This window comes from Janthinobacterium pasteuri (assembly GCF_051380775.1).
GTDB lineage: Bacteria > Pseudomonadota > Gammaproteobacteria > Burkholderiales > Burkholderiaceae_D > Janthinobacterium.
Genome location: NZ_JBNYXS010000037.1, coordinates 1 through 25531 on the forward strand (window position 1 = coordinate 1; position 25531 = coordinate 25531).

General features: G+C 57.0%; 22 protein-coding genes and 5 pseudogenes. 12 read left to right on the top strand and 15 right to left on the bottom strand.

Annotated elements, in window-relative coordinates:
- Window positions 1-367 precede the first annotated feature (367 nt).
- Complete coding sequence (locus ACQ4WN_RS24715) at window positions 368-1519, bottom strand: sensor histidine kinase (protein ID WP_436553897.1); 1152 nt, start codon at window positions 1517-1519, stop codon at window positions 368-370.
- 363 nt (window positions 1520-1882) lie between these two features.
- Here ACQ4WN_RS24715 and ACQ4WN_RS24720 point away from each other — a divergent pair, with 363 nt between their 5' ends.
- The gene (locus ACQ4WN_RS24720; RefSeq protein ID WP_436553898.1) at window positions 1883-4354 is read left to right on the top strand and encodes a PAS domain-containing hybrid sensor histidine kinase/response regulator family protein; all 2472 of its coding nucleotides are present in this window, start codon (window positions 1883-1885) and stop codon (window positions 4352-4354) included.
- 45 nt (window positions 4355-4399) lie between these two features.
- On the opposite strand, the gene ACQ4WN_RS24725 is transcribed toward ACQ4WN_RS24720, so the two are convergent.
- From ACQ4WN_RS24725 to ACQ4WN_RS24735, 3 genes and pseudogenes are all read right to left on the bottom strand, one after another.
- Window positions 4400-4591: a helix-turn-helix domain-containing protein gene (locus tag ACQ4WN_RS24725; protein WP_436553899.1), complete on the bottom strand. Its 192-nt coding sequence runs from the start codon at window positions 4589-4591 to the stop codon at window positions 4400-4402.
- A gap of 318 nt (window positions 4592-4909) precedes the next feature.
- Window positions 4910-5785 (bottom strand): pepsin/retropepsin-like aspartic protease family protein, encoded by an 876-nt coding sequence (locus ACQ4WN_RS24730; protein WP_436553900.1) that lies wholly within the window; start codon window positions 5783-5785, stop codon window positions 4910-4912.
- A gap of 276 nt (window positions 5786-6061) precedes the next feature.
- Window positions 6062-6283, bottom strand: a pseudogene (locus ACQ4WN_RS24735) (ATP-binding protein); the annotation flags it as partial.
- On the opposite strand from ACQ4WN_RS24735, the pseudogene ACQ4WN_RS24740 reads away from it, so the two are divergent.
- Window positions 6273-6569, top strand: a pseudogene (locus tag ACQ4WN_RS24740) (IS66 family transposase); the annotation flags it as partial. The pseudogenes ACQ4WN_RS24735 and ACQ4WN_RS24740 sit on opposite strands and share 11 nt — an antisense overlap.
- 50 nt (window positions 6570-6619) lie before the next feature.
- Here the strand turns inward: ACQ4WN_RS24740 and ACQ4WN_RS24745 are convergent.
- A complete protein-coding gene (locus ACQ4WN_RS24745) occupies window positions 6620-6877 on the bottom strand; it encodes a helix-turn-helix domain-containing protein (RefSeq protein WP_436553901.1) in 258 nt (85 codons plus the stop codon).
- A 104-nt stretch (window positions 6878-6981) separates the two neighbouring features.
- On the opposite strand from ACQ4WN_RS24745, the gene ACQ4WN_RS24750 reads away from it, so the two are divergent.
- The 5 genes and pseudogenes from ACQ4WN_RS24750 (at window position 6982) to istB (ending at window position 10683) form a co-directional block, all read left to right on the top strand.
- Entirely contained in the window at window positions 6982-7335 is a 354-nt protein-coding gene (locus tag ACQ4WN_RS24750) for an EexN family lipoprotein (RefSeq protein WP_436553902.1), read from the top strand.
- Between the two features lie 9 nt (window positions 7336-7344).
- Window positions 7345-7815 carry a hypothetical protein gene (locus ACQ4WN_RS24755; RefSeq protein ID WP_436553933.1) on the top strand — a complete coding sequence of 157 codons (471 nt, stop codon included), beginning with the start codon at window positions 7345-7347 and terminating at the stop codon, window positions 7813-7815.
- Window positions 7770-7982 (top strand): annotated as a pseudogene (locus tag ACQ4WN_RS24760) (DDE-type integrase/transposase/recombinase); the annotation flags it as partial. The gene ACQ4WN_RS24755 and the pseudogene ACQ4WN_RS24760, both read left to right, overlap by 46 nt.
- Before the next feature lie 396 nt (window positions 7983-8378).
- Window positions 8379-9886 (top strand): annotated as a pseudogene (gene istA, locus ACQ4WN_RS24765) (IS21 family transposase).
- 8 nt (window positions 9887-9894) lie between these two features.
- Window positions 9895-10683 (top strand): IS21-like element helper ATPase IstB, encoded by a 789-nt coding sequence (gene istB / locus ACQ4WN_RS24770; RefSeq protein WP_436553903.1) that lies wholly within the window; start codon window positions 9895-9897, stop codon window positions 10681-10683.
- 319 nt (window positions 10684-11002) lie between these two features.
- On the opposite strand, the gene ACQ4WN_RS24775 is transcribed toward istB, so the two are convergent.
- The 3 genes from ACQ4WN_RS24775 to ACQ4WN_RS24785 are packed head-to-tail and all read right to left on the bottom strand — an operon-like array spanning window position 11003 to window position 13025.
- Window positions 11003-11680, bottom strand: coding sequence for a hypothetical protein (locus tag ACQ4WN_RS24775; RefSeq protein WP_436553904.1), 678 nt, complete (start codon window positions 11678-11680; stop codon window positions 11003-11005).
- Window positions 11681-11686: 6 nt separating this feature from the next.
- Entirely contained in the window at window positions 11687-12436 is a 750-nt protein-coding gene (locus tag ACQ4WN_RS24780; RefSeq protein ID WP_436553905.1) for a MipA/OmpV family protein, read from the bottom strand.
- 7 nt (window positions 12437-12443) lie between these two features.
- On the bottom strand, window positions 12444-13025 hold the full coding sequence (locus ACQ4WN_RS24785; RefSeq protein WP_436553906.1) for a porin family protein: 582 nt from the start codon (window positions 13023-13025) through the stop codon (window positions 12444-12446).
- A gap of 195 nt (window positions 13026-13220) precedes the next feature.
- Between ACQ4WN_RS24785 and ACQ4WN_RS24790 the strand changes: the two genes are divergently transcribed.
- Window positions 13221-13898 carry a response regulator gene (locus tag ACQ4WN_RS24790; RefSeq protein ID WP_436553907.1) on the top strand — a complete coding sequence of 226 codons (678 nt, stop codon included), beginning with the start codon at window positions 13221-13223 and terminating at the stop codon, window positions 13896-13898.
- The gene (locus ACQ4WN_RS24795) at window positions 13895-15211 is read left to right on the top strand and encodes an ATP-binding protein (RefSeq protein WP_436553908.1); all 1317 of its coding nucleotides are present in this window, start codon (window positions 13895-13897) and stop codon (window positions 15209-15211) included. Before ACQ4WN_RS24790 ends, ACQ4WN_RS24795 begins: the two co-directional genes overlap by 4 nt.
- Before the next feature lie 419 nt (window positions 15212-15630).
- Here the strand turns inward: ACQ4WN_RS24795 and ACQ4WN_RS24800 are convergent, their stop codons facing one another.
- The 6 genes from ACQ4WN_RS24800 to ACQ4WN_RS24825 form a co-directional block, all read right to left on the bottom strand.
- Window positions 15631-16212 (bottom strand): MltR family transcriptional regulator, encoded by a 582-nt coding sequence (locus tag ACQ4WN_RS24800; RefSeq protein WP_436553909.1) that lies wholly within the window; start codon window positions 16210-16212, stop codon window positions 15631-15633.
- A gap of 115 nt (window positions 16213-16327) precedes the next feature.
- On the bottom strand, window positions 16328-16558 hold the full coding sequence (locus ACQ4WN_RS24805) for a hypothetical protein (protein WP_436553910.1): 231 nt from the start codon (window positions 16556-16558) through the stop codon (window positions 16328-16330).
- A gap of 141 nt (window positions 16559-16699) precedes the next feature.
- Entirely contained in the window at window positions 16700-17302 is a 603-nt protein-coding gene (locus tag ACQ4WN_RS24810; RefSeq protein ID WP_436553911.1) for a DUF5710 domain-containing protein, read from the bottom strand.
- A 192-nt stretch (window positions 17303-17494) separates the two neighbouring features.
- Window positions 17495-18148, bottom strand: coding sequence for an RES family NAD+ phosphorylase (locus tag ACQ4WN_RS24815; RefSeq protein ID WP_436553912.1), 654 nt, complete (start codon window positions 18146-18148; stop codon window positions 17495-17497).
- 471 nt (window positions 18149-18619) lie between these two features.
- Window positions 18620-19960 carry a methylamine utilization protein MauJ gene (mauJ, locus tag ACQ4WN_RS24820; protein ID WP_436553913.1) on the bottom strand — a complete coding sequence of 447 codons (1341 nt, stop codon included), beginning with the start codon at window positions 19958-19960 and terminating at the stop codon, window positions 18620-18622.
- Between the two features lie 197 nt (window positions 19961-20157).
- Window positions 20158-20349: a DUF7677 family protein gene (locus ACQ4WN_RS24825; RefSeq protein ID WP_436553914.1), complete on the bottom strand. Its 192-nt coding sequence runs from the start codon at window positions 20347-20349 to the stop codon at window positions 20158-20160.
- 1039 nt (window positions 20350-21388) lie between these two features.
- Between ACQ4WN_RS24825 and ACQ4WN_RS24830 the strand changes: the two are divergent.
- From ACQ4WN_RS24830 to ACQ4WN_RS24840, 3 genes and pseudogenes are all read left to right on the top strand, one after another.
- Window positions 21389-22006: pseudogene (locus tag ACQ4WN_RS24830) on the top strand (ATP-binding protein); the annotation flags it as partial.
- A gap of 78 nt (window positions 22007-22084) precedes the next feature.
- Complete coding sequence (locus ACQ4WN_RS24835) at window positions 22085-23947, top strand: hypothetical protein (RefSeq protein ID WP_436553915.1); 1863 nt, start codon at window positions 22085-22087, stop codon at window positions 23945-23947.
- Window positions 23948-24205: 258 nt separating this feature from the next.
- On the top strand, window positions 24206-24697 hold the full coding sequence (locus tag ACQ4WN_RS24840; RefSeq protein ID WP_436553916.1) for a helix-turn-helix transcriptional regulator: 492 nt from the start codon (window positions 24206-24208) through the stop codon (window positions 24695-24697).
- A 537-nt stretch (window positions 24698-25234) separates the two neighbouring features.
- Here ACQ4WN_RS24840 and ACQ4WN_RS24845 read toward each other — a convergent pair.
- A complete protein-coding gene (locus ACQ4WN_RS24845) occupies window positions 25235-25504 on the bottom strand; it encodes a hypothetical protein (RefSeq protein WP_436553917.1) in 270 nt (89 codons plus the stop codon).
- Window positions 25505-25531: the final 27 nt, after the last annotated feature.

Below are 25531 nucleotides of genomic sequence, written 5' to 3' on the forward strand. Positions count from 1 at the left end.
AGAAAACAGAAACGGCTCTCCTAACGCCTCGTCAACCCGCGACACGGCCGCAACCACGCGCAGTTCGGCCACATGCAACTATATTTGAGTTTTTACACAGCCTGGGCCGATAGCGGAAGTTGCTTTTGGGCGATTGTACCGTACGGGTGTACCAATGCGGGCCATGCTGATACGTTTTTCGCGTCTTACATGGGTCGATGCGACACGTGTGAGACATGTTTGGCTCTGCCTTGTTGCCGGTGCTGACACCGAGTAGCCAATGGATGTAGTCCCGCTGGCTGCCGGCGATGCCGTCCAGGTTGAAGGTGTCGGTGCGGTAGCCAATTTTCTCCATCATCGGCCGGCGCAGGTCGTTGCGCAGCTTGGGCTACTCCGTGAACGGCTCGGGCAACTGCGGTAAGGTAAGCGTGAAAGTGGTGCCATCGCCTTCCGATGACACGACCTGCAATTCCCCACCGTGTGCCTGGGCAATCTGGCGCGCGATAAACAGGCCGATTCCCAAGCTATTTCTTTCGCTAACACCCTGACCTGGGTTTGCCGCGATGCGGACAAACGGATCGAAGATCGCTGCCATTTCCTTGGCAGCGATAGCCGACCCACGATTATTTACCGAAATCACGGCATCGTCGCCATGCGTGCTCAAAGTGACGGCCACCTGTTCCCTATTGTCGCCGTACTGGACGGCATTGCCGATTAGATTAGACAGCACCTGTGCGATTCGGCTCTCGTCGAAGATGGCATCGAGATGCGGAGGCATCACCAGCTCGATGACTTGTTCTGGATGCAAGGTACGCATTTCATCGACCACGTCGCGGCATACGCGTGCCAGGTTCGCCGGCGTCGCCTTGACCGGGATACCAGGCCCCAAGTGGGAACGGGTGAAGTCGATCAGGTCATTGATTAGCCGGCTCATGCGTTGCGCGCTGTTGAACATTTTGGTGGCCACGAGCACGTACTTCGCAGGGATGTCGACCGCTTCCATTAAGAAGCTGCTAGCTAGCGTGATGGTCCCCACCGGGTTACGCAAGTCGTGACCAAGGATGGCCAAAAACATGTTCTGGGTCTGTTTTACCATCTGCTCGTAGCGGGCGATGGATTCCGCCAAGCACTGATCCACCGCCTCGTTGAAGCGAGTGACGTCCTCCCTGTTGGTAGCGCTTTCTGGCTCATCTCGCGCAGTCCAGAGGCTAAGTACGCTGCAGCGCAAGGCACGGTATTCGGACACCAGTTGCACTACCGTATAGCCGGACAGCAGCCGGGCTTCGGCATGCGCCTCGGCTGCTGTGTCTTGATGTTCAGGCTCTGCAAGGCCCTTCGATTTCTGTTCACTCTCGTGCTTGGTCTGCGGGAGCGCCAAATCCTTCGAGATGACATGAAGCATCTGCCGCGCGTGATCGCGTAGCTCCTCGTCGTCCATGGACAACGCTGGCGGTTCGATGGTACGTGCGAAGTCTTCCCAGGCTTGAAGAATGGGCTCCAGATTTTGGTCGATAAAGGTATAGAGACGGACTTGTGTCATTGCGGTGGCCCCTGAAGGTAAGCCCGAGTCCGCGCCAGTCGCATCTAAAGGGGTGAGCCATCATACAGCGCATATATTTAAAGTGATTTTCGTTATTTCAGCGCACGTAAAGACGCTTCGCTACATATATTGGGGTTTCAGGTGCAGTGGAACAGAAAACCGGGTTAAGCCGCTGGTGCTCCTCACAAGTGTCCGGCAAAACAGGGCTCACGATTAATCTCTAAATTCTTACAACGAAGTCGTTGGCTTGCCTGCATAATACGGTCGCGACATTCGAATATTGAACGGATGGGGGTGAAAGTTAACTCCGGCAACCTGCGGGTCGGTAAAAATTACAATTTAACTTGATTAAAGAGTCGCTCAATGCTCATACAGCCTGACGTGTTGGCATCCAATGCGGAATTCCTACACGGTGACGGCGTCATGGCCGCGCTGTTTCGCGCCCATGACTGGGCCAGCTCACCGCTCGGCCGAATCGAGGACTGGCCTCAATCGTTGCAAACGCTCATTGGTATGATGCTCGTGTCTGAGCAACCTTCGTTTCTTGTGTGGGGGCCTGCGCGCATGCTCCTCTATAACGATCGTTATGCAGAAATACTCGCCCGTAAACACCCGGCACTCGGACAAGACTTCCTCGAGGTCTGGCACGAGATCAAAGCAGACCTCTTGCCGCTTGTCGAGCAAGCTTATCGAGGTGAGCCTCTGTATTGGGACGACATCGAGCTCCAAATGGAGCGCAATGGATATGTCGAAGAGACGCACTTTTCCTTTTCCTACACGCCTGTGCGTGGCGCGGATGGAAAAGTCGCCGGCTTTTTCTGCGTCTGCCTCGAGACCACGAAACATGTTTTCGCCAAACGGCAGCAAACATTAGATATTATTGCTCGCACGCACGCAGAACAGAAGCTTCAGGAGCTCAATAATTCACTGGAGACTCAGGTTGCCGAGCGCACGGCCGAGCGTGACCGCATGTGGGATACGTCGCCAGACCTCATGCTCGTCATCGATTTTAAAGGTTACTTCCGTCGGGTGAACCCGGCATGGACAGTCCTGCTTGGCTACGCGTCCGAGGAGCTGGTCGGGCGACACGTCAATGAATTCGTGATTGAATCCGACCATGCTCCGACAGTTGATGCTTATGAGAAAGCAGCGTTTGGCGGTCATGCCTCGATCGTGAACCGTTACCGAAATAAAATCGGTGAGATCCACTGGATCTCCTGGACGTCGGCGCCCGCTGGAAACATGGCCTATGCGACCGGCCGGGATATCACCGCCGAGAAGGAGCGTGATGCGGAGCTGGCCGCTCGCACAGCGGAGCGTGATCTTCTCTGGAACTTGTCCCAGGACATGCTTGCCCGAGCCAACTATGATGGAAGTATGTCGGCCGTCAGCCCCGCCTGGACGCAAGTTCTGGGTTGGAGCGAAACTGAACTTCTCACACGCTCCTATAGCGAGTTCATGCATTCGGAGGACATGGCTTCCACCTTAGAAGCGATCACCCGTATGGCCGAGACGCACCGACCCGCCAGGTTTGAGAATCGTATCGCCACGAAGGACGGCGGCTGGAAGCACATCGAGTGGACCGTGACGCCCGAACTCGATGGCGCTAATTTCGTTGCCGTGGGTCGTGACCTTAGCCTTAACAAAGCTCGCGAGGCTGAACTTGAATCGGCGCGGGAGGCTTTGCGCCAATCGCAGAAAATGGAGGCGGTAGGACAGCTTACCGGCGGCCTAGCACACGATTTCAACAACCTGCTCGCCTCTATCAGTGGCGGCCTGCAGGTGCTCAAGCTTAAAATGCAACGTGGCCAGTACAGTGGCCTGGAGCGATACATCGACATTGGCGAATCCTCCGTGCGAAGGGCCGCCTCGCTCACGCAGCGGCTGCTCGCTTTCTCCCGCCGGCAAACGCTTGATCCTAAAGCGACCGACGCAAATCGCCTGATCGCTGGTATGGAGGAGCTGTTGCGCCGCTCGGTCGGCCCAATGGTCGAGTTTGAAATAGTTCGTACGCCAGATCTATGGTTGACGAAGGTTGATTCATCGCAACTCGAGAATGCACTGCTCAACCTATGCATCAACGCGCGCGACGCGATGATGCCCGGCGGCGGCCAACTGGTAATTGGCACATCGAATATGGAAATCGTCGAGCATGCTAAGGAGAGGGATATACCGCCGGGACAGTACGTCGTAACTTGGGTCCGCGATACGGGCACGGGCATGTCGCCGGAAGTTATAAAGCGTATCTTCGATCCATTTTATACAACGAAGCCGTTAGGCGAAGGCACGGGCCTGGGACTGTCAATGGTTTACGGTTTCGTGCGCCAGTCGGGTGGCCATGTGCGGGTTCAGTCTGAAATAGGGTATGGCACAACCATGTCCCTATACCTGCCGCTCTACGCCGGCGCGGCGGAAGCCGACGAGCCAGTTGAGGCGTTTTCCGTTGAGACCGGCCTAGGCGAGACAGTGTTAATTATTGAGGATGAGCGCGCCCTGCGTGACATCATCGAAGAGGTACTACTTGACGCTGGATACCGCGTACTAACAGCGCACGACGGCCCTACCGGCATGCAGATACTGAACTCAAATACGCGCATTGATCTTTTGGCTACGGATGTGGGATTGCCAGGCGGAATGAATGGTCGGCAAGTTGCGGATGCCGCAAGGGTACAACGCCCCGACCTTAAAGTGCTATTCATTACTGGATATGCTGATACGGCGGCCGTTGGCAATGGCCGGCTCGATCCGGGTATGGAAGTATTGACGAAGCCGTTCGAAGTTACCGTGCTTGCTAAGAAGGTTCGTGCATTAATTGACGCGCTACCACGTTATTAGCATCACTAGCGGGAATGAGTTTTTGGGGTAATAGATGGAAACGGGTCAAGCCGCCGGCATCACTTTCAGGTATTGGTACAGTGTCTCACGGCTGATGCCGAACTCCCGCGCAAGCAGGGCTTTTGGCTCGCCGGCACCAGCGCGGCGGCGCAGCTCGACAACCTGGTTTTCAACTAGCGCTTTCTTGCGACCTCGGTAGGTGTAACGACCTGCAATCGAAAACGGTCCGACCTGCATTCAGCGGCTTTTTCGGCCAGAATTAACTGCGACCAGCGGCCCACTCAAACCAGAGATAACTGCGAATGAACCTGCATTCAACGGCGCCGACCTGCATTCCATCACCGAAAACCAGCATTATTTGCAACTGACCAGCATGTTCAGCACGGCCTTGGTATCAGCGTCGATCTCGTCCAGCATGCCCAGCCAATGGCCGATGGCGCGCCAGCGTCGGTGAGCAGCGGCCAAAGTCTAAGTGCGCGAGACATGATCACTCCTCATTTCATTTGCAATTTTTGGTTGTCCCAAGATTTGTATGCGGCGGCAAAGTGTCGTCGGCTAGTTACTGATGAGCCAGCGGCGCGAACGGTAGTCGAGCGTCACCACGCGTTCGTTCAAATCGCGCAGGCCCAACAGCCCAATCAGCTTTTGCCCAGGTTTGAACGCTTCATACGCGCAATATGAGGCGCGGAAGTGCTCAACGTTCAGTGTCTGGCCTATGCTAATGCTGCCGGGCGCGGCCATTTCATAACAGGCGATCTTTTTGCCCCAGCTGTTGACTTTGTACTCGCTCACGGTCGCGCTAGCCTGAAGCGGAACGCCTCCGGTCAGTTCGCTCCAATCGCCTTCACTCATCGCTGAAATACTGAACGATGCGGCGCCTGTGTCCAGCAAGGCGTAGGCCAGTTTGCCGTTCGGCAAGCCGACTTCAACCACGACATGCCCACCGTCAGTCCCTGACCACTGCGCGTAGTTGAAAGGCTGGGCGGCATGCACGCTGGCCAGCACCGCAGCGGGAGTGTAGGAAAAGCGGCTACCCTTCAAGTCCAGGGTCAACGTGCCGTCGTCGAAATACCCGTTGCCGATCGTAACGATCACCTCGTCTTTGCACTTTCCGCCCTCCAGTCCAGCCAATTGCGGTGCGCGCGCCTTGACGGTCAGGCTCCGGCCAGCGAGTTCAAGCACCGCGTCCACCTTTGGAAGACTCGCATCTGCTTTCCTGCGCCACATCGCATTGCTCGGCGCGCCTGTATCAAGCTGCGCCAGGCACTCAACCCCATTCACCTTGGTGGGCACGATGATGGCAGCTTTGATCTTGCCAGCGCTGGCAATGATTTCAACTTGCTTCCATTCAAACGGACTCCACGCATTTTCGGCGGCCCGTGAGGCGGCCGTGAGGCTAACCAGGCAGAGCAATGGAAGAATACGGCGCATGAGGGGCTTTCCTTTGAAAAATAGACGATTTTATAATAAGTCTACGCGTATGGGCTGAGCTGCCCCCTTGATGGCGGCCAAGACGTGGGTATTTCTCAATATGGTGGAAGAAATGCAAACGTACTCACGCCGCCACTTGAACACCATGTTGGCGTTCAGGTGATAGTGCAGTGCCAGCTGAGATACCGATATGCCTGGTGTGCACGCCTCGACGGCCACCTTCAGCTTGAAGCTACGCGGATAATTCAGCCGCCCACTCCCTTTACTGCGCCGCAGTTATTTACTTAAACGATTTATACCATTACTCACATCAACGGCAGCGTAATTTTTAGTACGGCTCCTCCGGGGATGCTCCTTTCCCACGCTTGCACCTATGCTCCCTGCCCTGATGCGCCCCTTGGCATCCATGCTGCTTTGCTGGAAATGGAAAGATTCGTTCCCTGTTTCGACGATATGACAGTGGTGAGTCAGTCGGTCCAGCAGCGCCGTGCTCAAGCGCTGGCCTGGACTACTGCGCTACGCCGCGTCGGACACGCTACCGATCGACAACAGCCCGGTCGAAAACGCTATCCGGCCTATCGCGATCAGCAGAAAGAATTCGATGTTCGCCGGTTCGGAACGGGTCGGCCGCCGCGCCGCTGCGATTCAGAGCTTACTGGGTACCGCTCAACTCAACGGCCTCGATCCGCTGCGCTGACTGACCGAAACCTTCGAAGACTTGCCGACCTGCGCAAACAGCCAGATCGATTCACTGCTGCCGTTTCAGCACTCTACACATCAGTAGGCCCGATTGCGAGGTGGAGCAGCTGGCCGCTTTCTTACCATCGATTTTTATTAGACCGGGGTTTTATCTGAGATTAACTGAGTAGCTATGAGATGCTGCTCCACGGCTTTGACCATTTCAGAGGGAGAAATTTGTAGCGCATTGGCAAGTTTGAAAAGCACCCGAATAGTGGGCTGGTTGACCCCTCGCTCGATCAAGCTGACAAAATTTCGTTCGACTCCTGCCTCAAGCGCAAGTTGCTCCTGTGACAATCCCGCCTTCTTACGAAGAGTACGTAACACGAGACCAAAAGCAATCGCTGGATCCAAAAAAAATCTCCCAATATATTGGGAGTTATGTTGGTCTTCGGTTATTATTTCGTCTTCACAATATATTGGTAAATTTCGAGAAATTTATCACTTTACAAAATCTTATGAAGACAAGAAAAATATTCAAAAAAAAGCTCTTTTTGACACTATTACCGCTGTCGCTTTTCGCGTGCCAAGAACACACGTCGATTAATGGCAGCGAGCCCAAGACTGAGGCGTACTACCTCGGACATCCTGATGAAGCGAAGGTAGTAACGGCAAAGTGCAAGGACTTTGAAGTGAATGCTTTTAGCGCGTTGACGCCAAGTAAACAGAAAATTTGGTTAGAAACCACCGATGGTATCAACTGCGAAAATGCAAGAGAAGCAAATGCGACTAGTAACTGGAATGCATATCAAAAGAGCCTGAGGGATGCGGCTGCAAAGTATGGTCTACCTGAACCTGAAATGACGAAGTAGGAACAAAAGATGCTCAGAACCAAGGATTGTCATGAGGTTGCGGAACTTTCCTTACTGCAAGAAGACGATGTGAAAATGTGGCGTGCAGTTAGTTTAGAACTCCGTGTTCCATATTACTTGATTTGCCATGGCTGCAAAGATGGCCATATCTGGATTGACGAGACATGCATGCTTTGGCGGGAGAAAGACGTTGTCGATTTCTGTAAGGATGTTAGTCAAGATACCGAGAAAAAGATCCTGCAAATCTTAATGCTCCTGCCAGCAGACGGTGCCGAACGTTGGCAAATGGTAGAAGTTAAGGAGATTTGGAGCGATACTATCTGTGCAAATATGAGACCAGCTACTTTCATCGCTAGTGATGGAAGACTGTTTGGTTCTACCGGTTTACGTCAATCATGCGGACAATCAAAAGCAAACCAAAGAATTTACTCGCGGTCAAAAATATCGTCGAACAGGACCATCGCGCCATCAAGCGGGTGACCAGGCCGATGCTGAACTTCTAATCGTTCCGCGCCGCCCACTGCGTGCTCGCCGGCGTCGAGCTCATGTACATGATCCGCAAGGGCCAGTTTGCAATCAACGGAACCGATGCGATGTCGTTCGCCGACCAATTTTATGCCCTGGCGTGCCAGGTCCGTCCTGTTTGAGGGGCGATGTGCCATGCCGGAAAAATTCCGCCGTTTCATCAACAATGCGACAGAACCGGTTGCGACTGGGTCCAGTTGCGTGTCAACGATGTATGCTACTGAGGGCATCTGCCGTCGCACAAAAAATTTGCGAGCGGTACAGATGTAGGTAGGCCACACGCGCTTGAAGAGTACGGTGCGCTATCTCGGCATTGAGGTTGTGAATTTTCGGCGCTAAGGAGCCATTTCATCGTCGGCGTTAAGGCGCCAGCAGATTGCCGCCGTTATAGCGCCACGACGTTATCGGCGTTAAGTTAAGGCACCACTTTGCCCCCGTTCAGGAGCTCGAACTTTCATTGATCGGCTAGACTGCCCGGCATTTCGCCTGGAGAAGCCGTGACCAAACGGAGGTTCGAGATGTATCAATACCGTCATATCCTGATGCGCATGCGTCAGGGAGATTCTGACCGGGAGATAGCCCGGTCCAAGACCATGGGGCGCAAGAAGATCGCCCAAGTACGCGAGTTGACGACCGCGCGCGGCTGGCTTTCGCCCGAGCTCACACTGCCGGACGACGCGGTGCTGGCTGCGGCGCTGGTGCGCAAGGAGCCGTTGCCGAGTACCTGCGTTTCCACGCTGGAGCCCTGGCGCACGCAGGTCGCCAACTGGTACGCCGCCGGCGTCCAAGGCACGACCATCCACGCCACGCTGGTACGCAATCATGGTTACACCGGCAGCTACTCGGCCGTGTATCGGTTCCTGCACCAGTTGGTCGTCGACGAGGTGGCGGACGTGCCGCTGCGGCTCGAATTCAAGCCGGCCGAGGCGGCCCAGGTCGATTTCGGTGCCGGCCCGCCGATCACCGACGTGCACACCGGGGAGATTTTCAAGACCTGGTTCTTCGTGATGACGCTGGCGTGGTCGCGCCACAAATACGCCGAATTCGTGCGCGACCAGACCGTCGCCACCTGGCTGGGCTGCCACCGCCGCGCATTCGAATGGTTCGGCGGCGTGGTCGAGCGCGTGACGATCGACAACGCCAAGTGCGCCATCACGCGCGCCTGCGTGTACGAGCCCGAAGTGCAGCGCTCGTATAGCGAATGCGCCGAGGGCTACGGGTTCAAGATCGAAGCGTGTCCGCCCAGGGATCCGCAAAAGAAGGGGATCGTCGAATCCGGCGTCAAATACATCAAGGGCAGTTTTCTGCCGCTGCGCGAGTTCCGCGACTTGGCCGACGCCAACCGGCAACTGCACGAATGGGTACTGGGCCAGGCAGGCAACCGCATCCACGGCACGACCCGCGAGGCGCCGCTGACGCGCTTCGCCGACGTGGAGAAATGCTTGCTGGCGCCGCTGCCCGACGTGCCGCCGCAGCTGGCCACATGGATCAAGGCAAGGTCCACCGCGACAGCCATGTTCAGTACGAGTACAACTACTACTCCGTGCCGTTCCGGCTGGTCGGCCAGGCGCTCTGGCTCAAGGCCGGCGAGGGCGTGGTGACGTTGTATCTCGAGCATGAACCGGTCGCCACCCACGTGCGCTGCAAGCACCGGGGTGAACGCAAGACGGTGCCCGATCACATGCCGCCGGCGGCGCAGGCCTGGCTGCTCAAGGACACGCGGTGGTGCATGGCCGAGGCCGAGCGCGTGGGTCCGGCGTGCGCCGCCATGGTCGGCGACAAGGTGCTGATCCGCATGCGCGCCGTCCAGGGCGTGCTGGGGCTGAAGCAGAAATACGGCGCGGCCAGGCTGGAGGCGGCGTGCTCGCGCGCCAACCACTACGGTACGCCCGGCCTCAACGTGGTCAAGCGCATCCTGGAAAAAGGCCTCGACCAGCAAGACGCGCTGGCGGCATTCGACGCCCTGGCCAGTACCTACACCGAGGGCGGCCGTTTCTACCGCGCCACCGACACCATCCTTCAATGAGAACGACCATGAATCCGATTCCAGAACTGACTTCCCTGCTCAAGCAATTGCGCCTGTCCGGCATCCTCGACTCGCTGGAGGCGCGCAACCGCGAAGCCATCGACCGCAAGCTCGCCTTCACCGAGTTTCTGAGCCTGTTGATCCATGACGAGGTAGCCCGCCGCGACCAGAAGAAACTGGCGCAGCGCATGCGGCGCGCCAACTTCCGCAATCAGAAGACGCTCGACGGCTTCGACTTCGACCGCCTGCCAGGCCTGAACCGCGCCGCCGTCCACGACCTGGCCACTTGTCGCTTCATCGAAGAGAAAGTGGCGGTGCTCATCGCCGGGCACTGCGGCACCGGCAAGAGCCATCTCGCGCAGGCCGTGGGCCACGCCGCCGCCCGCCAGGGCCATGATGTACTGTTCATCACCCAGACCCAGTTGATGGCCAGCCTGCGCGCCGCGCAGGCCATGGACACGTACGAACGGCGGATGCAGTACCTCAGCAAGGTCGCTCTGCTCGTCATCGACGACTTTGGACTGAAACCGTTGCGCCCACCCGAGGACGAGGACTTCCACGATCTGATCGCCGAGCGCTACGAGAGAACGGCCACGATCCTGACATCGAATCTGCACTTCGACGAATGGGGCGCAGCGTTCGCGGCCAACAAGATGATCGGCGCGGCTACGCTCGACCGCCTGCGTCACGGCGCATACAAGATCGTGCTTGACGGGGAAAGTTACCGTGCGCTGCCACCGGCGTCGGAGAAGTCCAAGCCACCAGCGGACAAGGGGCGCAAGACACCTCATCACTAAGCTTCGAAAACTATATAAATAGTTATAAACTTAATTGAAATGGGTCGACATGAGGGGAATTCGCTACGGGCTACGCCCTGTGCTAATTCCCCTTCTTCATTTGGTCAGGCATCCAAGGCATCACGCGCTCAGATCGATGATGAAGCGCGTCGTCAGCAGCGTTGAGGCACCGCCCCAGCGCCCGCAATGCCGTGGGTCGCCCCCCGCACCATCCAGTCAGGTTTTCCACGCGGCCACGCCTTTGTCCCGCCCGCTGCAAATCCTCCTCGTCAGCGGATAGGCATGTGCGCGCTTTTCCTGGCTGTCGGACATCGTGGCGCTACTCCAGCAACGCAGCGATGGCCAGCGGCGTGCTGCTGGTGACGACCTGCACGCCGTCGCCAAACGCGGCGAAGCGATAAACGAAGACACGAAAGCCTGTCACCGCGTCGCCCGGGAAAGCCGGGCCGTCCACAGCGGCCAGCGCCACGCTCCCCCCATTTCGCGCCACCCGCACTTGCGCCACCTCGCCCTTTGCGTACGCGAACTGCACGCCGGCGCAGCTCTTGCCGCGCGGCGCGCCGGTGTAGCGCAGGTAGGCCACGATCTGCTCGCACGCGGTCAGCAGGTCGGCGACCGCGTAGACCCCATCGGCACGCGTGATGATCGACACCCACGCCCCATGTGAGAACTGACCGGGGTTGCGGTTCAATTCCAGCTCGGCGTTGTCGTCGTAGGCGGCCTTGGAGAACGGGAAAACGGCACGTCCCAGCGCGTCGAGCGGCACATCCAGGCGCGCGGTTTTGCTGTTGAGCATCAGTCGCAGGCCCTCCATCTGGGCGCCGCCGTCGCGCGGGCGCAGGCGCAGGTGGTTCTGCAAAAACTGCTTCGGCTTGCCGTACTTTTCAAACCAGATCATCTCGCGGTAGGCGTCGCGATAGCTGATCCAGTCCGACGCCTGCTGCCCCCAACACAGCGCGGGGGCGACGACAAACCAGAGCAGGAAAAGTTTGACCATTGCGCTTTAAAACCGGTATGCCAGCCCGCTGGACCAGACGACGGCACTGCGCCGTTCGACGGCCGGACTGCCGGCTGGTCCGTTTCCCAGCCGTTGGCCGGACACTGCGGTGTTGACCAGCCAGCGGTTGTTCAACTCCCAGTTCCAGTTGACGCCCGCGCCTAACGACATCAAGCCGCCGGACGGCCGGTACGCGCCGATCACCTCGTACCGTTCACGCATGACGGCGCCGCTGCCCAGCCTCGCGCCGACGGAAAACGAGATAGTGTGATGCGGTGCCACCGAGACCAACGTCTTCTGCAGTCCCACCCCGGCGACCAGGCCGTGGGCGCTGGTATCGTAGGTAATACTGGTCAGCATGCGCGTTTGCCAGCCCAGATAGTAGTTATAGAATCCGCCGACGTCCCACGAACCCCTTATCGGATGCGTGTTGACCAGCCGTGGTCTGTCGCCCGGATCGCGCCCGTTACTGTCCGCCAGCAGCGGCCCATATTCGACCCCCGGCGTCTGTGACAGATGCATGCCGACCAGACCGGTGCCCGAGACGAAGATGCCGTTACTCCCTTGGACCTGGAGCAGCGGCCGCAGCGACATCGCCGACTCGTGGTCGTCGCCCGCCGACAATCGAGTTGCCACCGCCAGTCCCACGTACATATCGGTGCTTCCGTCGGGCATCATGCCGACAGCGCCGTCGTCCGCCCACGCCGGCAGCGCGGCCAGGGAAAGTATTGCCAACATCGGAGACAGCTTGTTCATGTTTTCCTTAGAAGCCGAAGCGCACGCCGAGCGAGACTTTTTCCATGTCCGCCGAGAACCCCTCGTTTTTGATCTTGTCCGTGTGTTCGAACTCCAGTTGCAACGACACGTCGCCGGTCACCCGCCAGGCCGCGCCAGCGGCCAGGTAGACGCCATTCTTGTGCACCGTGCGGGCGTCGCTGACGCCGCCGCCAGCCAGATCGATCTTCAGCCGGCCCTGCGCCACGCCGGCCTTGCCATACAGCGACCAGTCATCGCTCAGCCGCCAGGTGCCGCGCGCGGCCAGATAGGCCAGCTTGGTACCGACCGCCATGCGCCCGCCGGCCAGGGGGAAATCGGTGGTGCCGCCGAAGCCCTGATAGCCCGTCTCCAGCGCCCAGACGGGCGAGAGCACATAGCCGGCGAACATGCCGGCGCGCCGCTGGTGCGTGACGGCATCGTAGCGGGTCGTGACGCCGTCAGCGCGCTGGTCGACGTGGCCGTCGGCGCGCGGGCCGATGTTGGCGCCCACGTACAGGTCCTCAGCCTGCGCGCACGACACGGCGGCGTTGGCGAGGATGATGGCGGCGCTAGCAATGATTATTTTCATGGTGTTTTTCCGGGTTGAAGTAGGAGCCTCGAATGTTAGCGCCGGCCGCGGCTCCAATCCCCCTCGGACTGTCTGCCAATTGTCCTCAATTTGTAGGCCGCGTTTGTATAGAAAATGTACGCGGCTGTATGCGATTGTCAAATTCACCACGCGCCCTTCGCCTGGCGCTACAATGTTGATCCAAAGGGAGGGTCAATGCAGCGAGTGATGCTGGTGGAAGACGATGCGCGCCTGGCCGCGCTGGTCAAGGAATATCTGGGCGAGTTTGATTACGAGGTCGACATCGTCACCCGCGGCGACCGCGCGCTCGAGCGTTTCAGCGCCACGCAGCCGGACCTGGTGATCCTCGACCTGACCCTGCCCGGCACCGACGGCATGGTGGTTTGCCACCAACTGCGCCAATTGAGCGCCGTGCCGATCCTGGTGCTGACCGCGCGCGAGGATGCGTTCGATGAGGTCTCCTGCCTCGAACAAGGCGCCGACGACTACGTCAACAAACCGATACAGCCGCGCGTGCTGCTGGCCCGACTGCGCGCGCTGCACCGGCGCGGCAGCGCGCCGGCCGACGCAGATGTGGTAGTGGGTACGCTGCGCATTTCGCGCGCCGACCACGCGGTGTTCTGGCGCGGGCGCGAGGTGGCCATGAACAGCGCCGAGTTCAAACTGTTCCTGATTTTGGCGGAAGCGGCCGGCAAGGTGCAGTCGCGCAACGACATCTTGATCAAAATGCGCGGCATACAGTTCGACGGCCTCGATCGTAGCATCGACAACTGCGTCTCGCGCCTGCGCCGAAAGTTCGACGACGGCGCCTCCGAACGCATCAAGACCATTTGGGGCGAAGGCTACCTGTTCAGCCCCTCGGCCTGGGAATGAACCACCTGTTCCTGCGCTTCGCGCTGCCGGTGCTGCTGGCAATCGGCCTGGCCACGGTCGTCATCTACCTCACCTTCGCGCGGCTGTTCGGCGACCCGTTCGACGAGATCGCGCGGCGCCAGTCGACCGGCCAGATCTTCCTGCTCGAGCAATACATCGACAAGGCCGGCGCCGACGAGTGGCTGGTACGACTGAACAAAGTGCGCGAAGTCTCCGGCGTCACCTTCGAGCTGCTTCCGCTGCGCGCCACACTGGCGGCGCTGCCGGAATCGAAACGCGGCCAGTTGGCGCGCGGCGCCATCGTCATCGACGCCGGCGGCAAAGCCTTCTACCGGCGTGTGGACCGCGACGGCGCGCGCTACGTCGGCAGCGACGACGACGTGATCCTGGCACGGCATCTGCCGATCGATATCGGCCAAGCGCTCTGCATGGAAGCGATCCGCTTCGGCGTGATCGCCCTGTTCCTGCTGGTGCCGATCGGGTGGTGGTCGCGCCGCCACTGGCGCGAGCTGGAGGCGCTGTCCCGCGTCGCCGACGACTTCGGCCGGGGCGACTTGGCCGTGCGCGCCGCTCAGCGCCCCGGATCGATCATCGCGCCGCTGGCCGTGCGCATCAACGACATGGCCGGCCGTATCGGCCTGCTGCTCGAGGCGCGCAAAAATCTGCTGCGCTCGGTCTCGCACGAACTGCGCACGCCGATCGCGCGACTCGAGTTCGGACTGGAGTTGCTGCTGCACCGGCATGCGCCCAGCGATCCGGCGCTGGAACAACGTGTTCGTGCGATGGCCACCGATGTCGATGAACTGAAGGCTCTGGTCGATGAATTGCTAGACCTGACCCAGCTCGATCATGCAGGCCAGATGCCGACGCGGCCGGTCGCGCTGGCGCCGCTGCTGCAAGGCTGCGCGCCCTTGCCGTCCGGGACGCGGCATTACAGCGTCAGCATCGACTCCGATCTTGGCGAGATCGAAGGCGACCAACGGCTGCTGGCGCGCGCCGTCAACAATCTGCTTGGCAACGCCGCCAAATACGCTGCGTCGCGCATCGATCTGAGCGCCGCGCGCTATGGCGCGAGCGTGCGGGTCGTCATCGAAGACGACGGCCCCGGCATACCCTTGGACGCGCGCGAGAAGGTCTTCGATCCGTTCTTCCGGCTCGCGCGCGAAGAGGACCACGCGGCCGGCGGCTATGGCCTCGGTCTGGCCATCGCACTCAAGGCGGCACTGCTGCACGGAGGCGACATCGCCATCGACCGCTCGCCACTCGGCGGTGCGCGCTTCACGCTGACGTTGCCTATTCAGCGTGGCCCTTAACGGCGCGTCGCCAGAACTGTACTTTCATACCTTAATAAAATAACATAGCTTTCCGGTGCCGAAAATTAAGTAAACACCTTTGTCTAGCCCCACTGAGGAAAACCCTCCCAGCGAGCCACGCCGCAATCAGGATGCCGAGTCGGGCGCATAGTTAAAAAGTGAGTGCCCGAATACATACCATTCGCATAAAAAACCACGTTGCAAAAACGCCAGAAATCAAGCATCCTTGCAACCCAGTTTGAGCCCCTGAAATCGGTGGTCAAAGCGGCGCCATTACGCCGGAAATGGGTGGCGCCTTAATGCCGGAAATTGACAGAGGTCGATGACGCGCTCGAAATGGCAGAGCAAACAGATGCTTAAGAACAAGGGCGACGCCAGCAGTCGCCCCATTTCGAACATTCGCAACGCAATAACATCCTTTAGCTCCCAGGCTTCGCCATAACGATGACGGGCATCCCGGGCGGAGGTAAGCCATCTTCGACTGATCGCCACTTCGTGGCACTTTGGTCGACCCAAGCCTTTGGCTTCCTACGTTCCAGTGCCACCCATTCAGGGCGATGATAAAGGCGCAAGGCGAGAACAACTACTGCGTTAGTGAAACGAAATCTTGGATCTTGAAGAGGAAAGCCAGCGCCTTGGGGTAGATCAGATTTAAGCGTAGAACACAAGCCTTGGATGCGGGGACTTGAGAAAGTCATGCCGTGCTTCTGGTGAGCAAACTCATTCCGCACCTTGCGAATGAGCCCGATCTCAGTGTATTCAAATTCGTCGATAAGGCCCAGCGCATGGCACGCTTCGATTCTTGACGAGAAGCTGCTGAGTGGTGAACTTCCATCATCAAGCAGTTTTGCAGCGCTCGGCAATTCGCAGAAAAATGAACGCAGTGTCTCACTGAGACGATCATCGATTAGTGCGGCGGCCACCAAGGGCAGACCACGGTCGGTCTCGCGTTTGAGTTCATCGACGAACTTTGCAAGGTCTTCTGCCGTAGAAAGGAGCATGAGTTTTCCTGTGGCCTAGGCCGTTGGCTCGAACCGTGAATCCGCTTAATTCACTTGTTCAAAAATGGAAATTTAAAGTCCGCTTCTGGCCGATACCGGTAACTGTCATGAAGCCTTAGGCGTAGCCCTTCCGCATCTGGGCCAGTAAAGCTATTTTCTGGCCATTCATGGGGGCGCTGTCACCCTCACGCCAATCAGGCATCAGCACCTGATCGGCGCTCACGCCCTCCATTTGCAGCAGCTCGGCCAGCCGCACCGCATCAGCGTGGGCCAGTGTGCTACCGTCAGGCAGCACGGCCACCAGTTCGTCACCTTCTAGTGTCACCTTCACATAGTCCATCGTCATTAGTGACCTCACTTGAGCAGGAATCGGTGGCCGGTCTGATTAGAATACGCTAACTGGGCTTTCGGCTAACTTACAGCTAATCAGCAGTTGCCGAAGTGTTGCCCCTCTCTTCGTCGCCGAGGTAATAATCGCAACGGCAGCTTAGAGATCGTCTATCAGGCTGTCGAAAGAGGTGCTTCCATTGCAGCTAAACGGTTCACTCACCGGTTGAAGCTTGATGGACGAAAGAGCCTCTTCGTCCATCGGAAAAAAAGCGCCTCCGGGCTCGCAGTGCATTGCGAAATCACCTTGTTTCATGCCGCAGTGCTCACAATGGTTCATCCAGTAGGAGCTATTGGTTGTCTTGCTAAAGTCCAAGTAGTAGTGCCGGGTAATGGCTTTTATTCTTGCTGCGACGGAGGGCAAAAGGTCAGTGACGTATGAAACCATCGACGTCCCCTCGTTGGTATACCAAGCGTCGACATAGTCTTCCCCTTGCTCAAAAGTCTGGTACCCGGCTGGCAATAAAAAGCTGTACATTAGTGTAAGGTCGCCGCACTTCCAACAGGCATCCTCGGTTCGAGCGACGCTATAGTTATTTGCTCGGACCGTGACATCTGGCAGGCTCGGCAGCCATCGCTGAAAAGCATGTGGGTCCACTCCATCCGGCACAAACCAAACCTTCGACGATGAATCCCATCGAGCGCCAAGCTGTTTTGCCTCTTCTTTTTCGGAGAACGGTACGGTGAGGTCAACGCGCGCCATGGTTTTTCATTTCCTGAAGTAGATGTAGAGCTAGCTAGTAAAAACGTCCTAGCCAGCCAGTCCCTCGGTGTATGGGTGGCTAGCAAGAATCATTTTTGGGTTCGCGGTATATTCTACAGCTCCAATCTCAACGGCAACCACATCCGACGGGACAATTTCCACGTCAAACCGTGGTTTCCAACCCGCCCAAGTTCATTCTTCCTCACTCGCGGTATCGAACAACACATAATTGGTCCCGTAAGCATGCTGCACGGACCGAAACGCTATCCCATCAAACTCCTCGCCACATTCAAAACGGATGTACTCTGTGAACGCTTGTGTCATCAAGTAATCAGTATCATTTGTTTTGGCAGGTCGGCTGATTTCCGCATGCAGGTAGCCCAACAAAGTTCGTCGGTGGCTTCGAGTTTCGTAATTCGGGTCAAAGAAGCTCAATTGCTGATGGAGCAATCGACCTGAGAGAGCCGTCAGGTCAAATATCTTCAATGGCTGTGTAGCCTTGAATTTTCCAACCACTACCGTGTCGCCTATAGAGGGGCGAACCTCTGCAACGGCAGTGTATTGATCATCTGCTACGTATAGGAACGGTATGCCCGCAGGGTTCATTCTGCCGTTTGTCGCAAGCTCCTTGGGTGGCGCTCCCAATTCGACAGCGGGCTCCGTCAAAAACTTCTGTTCCTCGCCGAAATTTCTGGCCACGCGCGCACGGAAAAATCCGAAGCCCGCCGGCACATTCTCAACAACTGGGCAGAGGCCCGCGTCGTCAATGCATCCTGCAGCAAGCGCTTCCTGCAGGATGCCAGCAAAGAGCTCGCGTACTCCCCCCGTTGAAAAACCTGCGGCCATGAATAAGCCGTGTAGCGGCGTTATGCCAATCGCCCACTACATACCAGCGTTCATGCTCCTCATCGTCAAACGGGCTATTGGCCCGTTGGTACGTTTGGCCTGATGCGTAAAAGTGCTCACTGTCCGGCACAGCATTATCGTCGTAGTCGTCATCGTCGTGAACCTCCAGTAGGCCCGCGATTTTTTCCAGAACCGCCTTTTTGCTGCATTGAAGCGCCTGCCCCACGATAGCCTGCAAAGAAAGCTCGTAACCTGGGTAAAGGTCCTGATCGATCTCGAAATGGTGCCGAAGTACCGGTTCAGTAAGTGCTGCCAAGTCAGCGGCCGTGATGGCATGCGTTACCGTATTTCCGCACCCGATACATATGCGAGGGGAATGCAAACGGGACATTAAGTGCCGCCGCCGCAAACAGGAATCTTCAATACAATTGAAGCAAACAAAATCCGCCATCCGGTTCTCCAGTTCTGGCGCTAGGCGAGTTGCGCCCTGCTACATCGGAAGGCCTCAAGCGCTCGCGCCACGGCTTCTTCGGGAATCTGCGGAATGATGTTGACCGGTATCACCACGTCGCAGTCCACAGGCACGGCGTCGTCAACAGACAATTCCACCGTCCGGTTGCCGATGACGCTGTGGAAGTAGCGGGTAAAGTCCTCGACATCCTTCTCAGTGACATGCTCCGGGTTCACCAAACCTCTATTGTCGAGCTGCGTGTGAACGTGGTCGCTCGCTACATCGATGGCGAACCGAAACACGATAGTCTGGCGCTCGTTCAAGGCGATGTAAAACAGCACGCCTTCCCCGCAGCCCTCGACGAGGAATAACATGTTATTGAACTGCTCCGTCGGGGGTTCAGGCCACAGCCGCACCGTGACCCTAGTCTCTGCAAACTCCCCCAGCCCCGCGACGTCTTCGATCACTCCCCTTGATTTCAACTTGTCGACGGCCTCCGGCGTCATTAAGGCGTGCCAAGGTTGCGTGCGATCGCGTGTCGAGTAGAGCTCTGCAGAGTCAGGGATCCCTGCGTCGAATTGAATGTAGCGCCTAGCGAGTGCGGCAATAATGGGCAGATCAGCAACGATACGGCGGCGGTCTGCAGGCACGTCGGGGTCCACAATGTCTCGGCCAACGTTTGCATGCGCCACTGCGCTGCGTCCAGAATCGTAGAGATGCTTATTCACGTCAATATTCTGCGCGCGTAGTTCACTGATACGCTTGACCGCATCTTCCTCGGTAAGCTTGTCCAACGCGTCCGTCACCCAGTTCACGCGGTCTCGAGCTTCAAACTGGCTTTCAATCACCTTGAAGAAACTTAAGTACGAATAGGCCTCGTGGACGTGGCGAAGTCGACGCCCTTCACGCAAGAATGCCAGCGCCTTTCGCGTTTGATCGTCCTCGACGACGGGCATGTGATTGCAGTTAAAGTTGAATTTTCCACACTGGATGGTCAGCATCCGTTCTCTGCCGGGCATGCCCACGTATCCGACGGGATGAGTACCCCAATTCGCGCCCGTAATGTCTACGTAGCCGCCCATGAAGTAGCCCAGGATAGAAACGAATCGGTAAAGCCGGGCCAGTTCCTCGTCCCTTTGCGTCGGGGCAGGCGTGTGAATGCACGGCATAGGGGGGTGCTTGTCGTCGCCAGGGCGCTTCGCGCCTCGCAGGATGTATTCGGCACCATCGTATTGGAGCCAGACATCCTGTTCGGGCCATGGGATGGAGCATGTAATACCAGCGCTAAACCAGCCGCCGCGACCACAAACTTGGGCCATTGCAGCTTCACCGACAATGTGCGGGACGTAGGAAATTCGCATGGACTGCCGTTCTAGTCAGTGGGGTTGCTCGAAAGCAGCGGTCTGCGACCGACCACTCCTGGTGGAACCCGGCCGTTTTACCCAGTATATCACCGTGTCAGGCTGGAAAATCACAGACGATCACGACAGACCGGAGTCACCCCATACCGGACTGTCTCCAACGCTTGCGATCAGCAGTTCAATATTTTCTGCCCATATTAGAATAATTCGACCTCCCAAATTTCGAACGGCGGATCGCCCACGTATGTCGAATCACAGTAGCTGCGGATGTATTGCGCTGCTCGATACTCAACAAATTTTTCGTTTGCTGGCGTTCCCTCGTCGGAAAGCTCAATAACGGTTGCAAAGATGGCGTAGGCTTGCTCCATCACACTGGGTGACGCGAGCATCTACGGGCCATAAAGCAAAGGAAGACCTACGGTTCCGTTTGCAATCCAGAAGCTGAACGTCCGTAGTGCTCCGGAGGGCCGTCAATCGAAAAAAGTTTGGCCTCATACTTCTGAACAAGTTTAGCTAGACACACCAAGCGCTGTCCTTCAGTAGTACCCGCTTGAGCTGACATTAGCGCATCGATTTCCTTGATTGCGGCCGCGTAATCCGCAGGAGTCTCTATTAGTTGAATTACCATGTGTGTCAACCCTGTTCAAGATGCCTCATTACAATAGCACATCGGGTCCAGTGCAACACAGCAGGTCGGTCTTAGTACCTGCAGCAGGGTGGCTAAGGCTATGTAATGATAGGAAAACTGTATGGATTCCGTAGCGTTCAATATGAATGTCTTGGAACGCATCCTGTAGCACGTTAGTGCCGATGTGAAGATTTTTTGCCTGATGGATCTGCCTATGGCTGGCAGCGTGGCGAAGGGCCATCCCATGTTCTTGAACTGCGTTAGATGTGCCAATGAACCTAGGGGCACGGCCAGGGGTAAACCGGAACATCATGACACCATCACCGCCGTAACGAAAAACTAGATCGACTGAATATCGTTGGAGATGGGGCGATTTGTCTAAGCCAAGGCCGTGCACTGATCCGTGATGCAGATATATATGGAGGTTCGCGGTTATCTATTGCGCTCAACTCCCTGCTCCTGCCGGGCCGGTGCATGTTGAATATCTCGAATCAGTCGTCGGTGCCAATGGATTACAAGAAGTTTGACGCTACCGGCCGTATGTGACAGTTAGACGTCTACGATCAAGTGGTCGATATGATGGAAGAGCTATTCAAGATGACGTTGGTGCTCCACGGCCGGACTGACCACCCTACTTTGTATTCTAATCCAAGCAAAACACCCATTTTACTTAGGTCAAAATACATTAAGCTAGGATATGTCTCCTATAAAAATTCAGTTTACCTCCATATATCATTGATTTATATAGATTTTTAGGTAAGCAATCGGCTAAACGATTCTACCTTATCAACCATACTACAATGCCCATTGCGCTGGGCATCCTGGCCGCCTCCGGCCAGTTACCAGGTGACCAATTACACCATTACGAATTTGCGGGGGAACTGTCGCTTTCGGGCCAGTTACGCCCCATCCGTGGCGCACTGGCCATGACCTTTGCCATGCAGCGCAGCCAGGCTGGCGCGCCACGCGCCTTCATCCTGCCCCATGCGAACGCGGACGAGGCGGCGCTGGTCAGCAATGCCTGCATCTATCCCGCCCACAGCCTGCTCGAGGTCTGCGCGCATTTTGCCGCGCCCGCCAGCCACACCGCCCTTCAGCGCCATCAACCCGTGCTGGCAGCGCACGCCTTTGCGTATCCCGACTTTGCCGATGTACAGGGGCAGTTGCAAGCGCGACGCGCACTGGAGGTAGCGGCCGCGGGTGGCCATAACGTCTTGATGGTGGGACCGCCGGGAGCGGGCAAGACCATGCTGGCCAGCCGCTTCCCCGGCGTGCTGCCGCCCATGAGCGATGAAGAGGCGCTGGAATCGGCCGCCGTACATTCGCTGAGCGGCCACTTCAAGGTGGAACACTGGAAACGTCGCCCCTATCGTGCCCCGCACCAGACAGCGTCCGGTGTGGCCCTCGTGGGTGGCGGCTGTGACTTTTTGAAATAAATGCGACGTTTTGGAAATAGCTGCGATAATTGCTTTCCGTAAACTATATTCGCGCTCAGCTTGGGTTTGGCCGACTTAGAGCTGGCGCGACAGCATCCCATGCCGTTTCCCTTGAAGCACAAGACTAGGCGCGTCAATTCTGTAATCCGACTCAAAGAATCACTTGATGTGGCCGATGAGAAGGTAATGGCTTGGTGGTACTCAGGCTTCTACAAAAATGCCAAGGCATTGTCTCAACCGCACGTTCTCGTACTCTTCCGGAAAATTACGGATGGGATGTTATCCGATGACGTCATTCAAAGGCGACTCCCGTTGACAGTCTTGGGCCAAATACGCATCGGCTCAATTTGGCAAAACGACCGCTGCCGTGCTGAAACGAGCTTGCTGCCTAAACAATTCGCCGTTAACTTCTCTCCAGGGAAATGGCGATTTACTTCGTTCGCGGAAGCACAGCGTCGGCAGGCCCTTCCGCCTTATCCAATGGAAGAACATCCGCTGCTTCTCGACAAAGACAGGAACTCACTTCTCGAATTCGCACTGCCGGACGGGGGCAAACTTATCGTGCCTTGTATCGAATTCTTCTCTCGTTGCTTTGGCAGATCGGGCGAGCTGAAGCGAGTGCTTGCGACCTACCCGTGGGACGGGCAAGGCGACACGGCTACTAATCGGCTCTATGCGCCGCTGGATACGCCTGAAGAGCCAGGACAGTGGCAGGTCCGGTTGCGGCGGCGCCTGCACAACGGTGATGTCGTGTTTCTCGCCCACGCCAAATATGATCCGTACACTCAGTTTGTGGCCAAAGGCATCAACGCCAAGCTGGAGGCCAGTTACGATCCAAAAAGCAAGAACCCTGCGTTCATTGACATTGGACCCTGGTACGAGGGGCCTGCCGAGCTCAAAGTAGAAGGGATCCCCTTTAATAACGGAAAGTCCTTCCTGGCTCTCAGGGTGCTAGGGATGAGCGACCCCAAGGGCGCGCTTGTCCTGCGTGCACGCGAAAACAGCCGTGATGCCGAAAATCCAGCGCCTGAAGGTAGCCCGGAAGCGTGGGCAGGAGCGCCAGTGCGGCAACTGCTTAAATATCCTGAGATCATCGACTTGACCGGCGACGTGGAGCCGGACGCCGATACCGGCGCAATCGAAATCCAGGATCCTGATTTTGAAGTGCTTGGCGATGCGCGCCCGGTGATCAATGTGAAGCCAGAGCAGGCCACAACAAAGGCCGGCGCTGGGGGGAAACCTTCAGATGTATCCACCGTTTCAGGCGGCGACGCTTACGGATCCGGAAAAGGGGTAGGCTACGCTTCAATTCATGCCCGGCCCGTCTTTGAATCCCACGGGACATTGAGGGACATGTGGGACGCGATGGTTCACTTACACACGACAAGACCGGAATTTGTGCAGGAATTGTCGTGGTTCACCTTTGCCGACGGCTTCAGCACAATCCCTGTGCCAGAATTGATCGCTTTGGAGCCCTTCAAAGAGGACGACGATGCAACGGCAACAGCCCGACGTTTTCCCTTTATGGACCCGAGCGTCCCATTGTTACGCGGTATTCTCGTGGCTCGCTTGATAGTGCCCGGCGGCCCAACATACATTGTCGAAGTTGCGCGGCGGCCAAGGAAAATCTCAGCTGAAGACGGCACAACCAAGGATGCCGAGGAGGCATTCCAAGGGTTGGTTTTTCGGCTTAATAATGAAAATGAGTTAAAACCATGGTTACGCTACGTGGCCGCTCAAATCCGGCATGAGAACGGGGTGTTCAAGCGACTGACAGCAAGCTGCCCCGGTATCGCCGATTCATTTTCACATCGCCTTTCAAGCAAGATCACTGCGGATAGCCAGCCATGCGCGTCAATCGTGCTGGGTGCCCTTGCAAAGCTGAACTCGCCAACTGTCCGAGCCGGTACGCCGTCGCAATAAGTGTCAATTGTATTTAAATATGCGACTACAACAACTAAAAACGCGACTATAAAAGATTTACATTATGGTATTCACCTAGGTGTTCCGATCGCTTCATCATCAGAATTCGATTGAGGTTGGCGAATGCATCCCATTGACCGCACTCATAAGACAAATCGATATAGTGACGAAGCCACTTTGTTCAAACAGCTACGTTAAGCAAGTGTAGGCTCTGCAAATGGATATAAAATATTTTGTACATACGCATAATGGCATCTCATGAACATATCCGAAGTCGGAAAAGTAGTCCGCGTCCGTCGACTGGCCGTCGGGTTGACGCAGCAACGCTTAGCTAAATTTGCCGGTCTGTCGCGCCAGACAGTGCAGCAACTTGAAGTTGGGACCATCGGAGACTTGAGCTTCGGGCGCTTGGTCAATCTGCTGAGGCTACTCGGGCTCAGTTTTGACCTGCCATCGATCAAGGCCAGGGAGAAAAAATGCGGGTTGTGGATGGCGGCAAAAAACGCGAGTGTTAGCTACATTGGCGAACTTACAAGCGATCAACTACGGCATGCATTGCTTACCGGACAGGTGCCGGATAACCAAATGTCCTATCTACTACACTTCCTCGACGAAACGCCCCTGCAAGTGGTAGTGTTGGCAGTCGAGGAAACTGCGCATCTGGAAGCCGTCTCACCGGCACGCATTTGGGTATGCGTCGGCCATTTGGCTCGGAAATTAGGGAGTGTACGCAGCGATCTATGGTTATGAAAAGCGCACCATTAACGTATTGAAGTCGCCTCCGATTACCATATCCAAAATACTATTACATCAACTCCATCAAAATTCACTTGGTCAGCTTGCCGTTTGACCAGCCGAGGCCCGAACTACTTTCAAATATGAATTGATCAGACCATGGCCTAGAGACGATGCTGGCTACACGATCACCCTGCAACAAGCTATCATCTCGCGTCAATACGGGTACTCCAAGGCGTCTTTGTTGATACAGCCGGCGGACAGCTGAATTCCAAGTTGGCATTGACGCCATGCGCGCGACCGAGGCGTCGGACTCCACCGATGCCGCTACCAAGACCCGCTTGAACTCCAATGGATACCGGCAGACGCATGAGCGCCACACACCAATGTATCAGTCGTATCACCGAGCTAGGCCGCGATCACCGCTTTGATCGCGAGCGACGGAGAAATCGCCCCCGCGTTGACGAATAGCGTCTCTGGAAACTTAGCAGTAATGTGGCAGCGAGCCCATCACTACCTATCACATTCAACTTATCGAGAGGTTCCGTATGACTATGCTCTGTATGCGATGGGGGGCGCTGTGCGCCGCAATCTGATCACCGAAAAGGAGTTCCGCACTTTCACTTTTGCTGCGGACTGGGCGGCGCCAAGAAAGGGTTCAACCAGGCGCACCCGCAGGTCGGTAACGTTGGCACGGTGTTCCGCGGCATCGGTGGCGTCGACAACGATCCGGCGGCCATCTGCGATTTCAACAATGCCGGCCCAGCGCAACCGGGTACGGTCCTCTATCTCTTCACCCGTGCGCAGTACATTGCCTTCCATGGCAAAGAGCCCCCCCCCCCCCCCCAG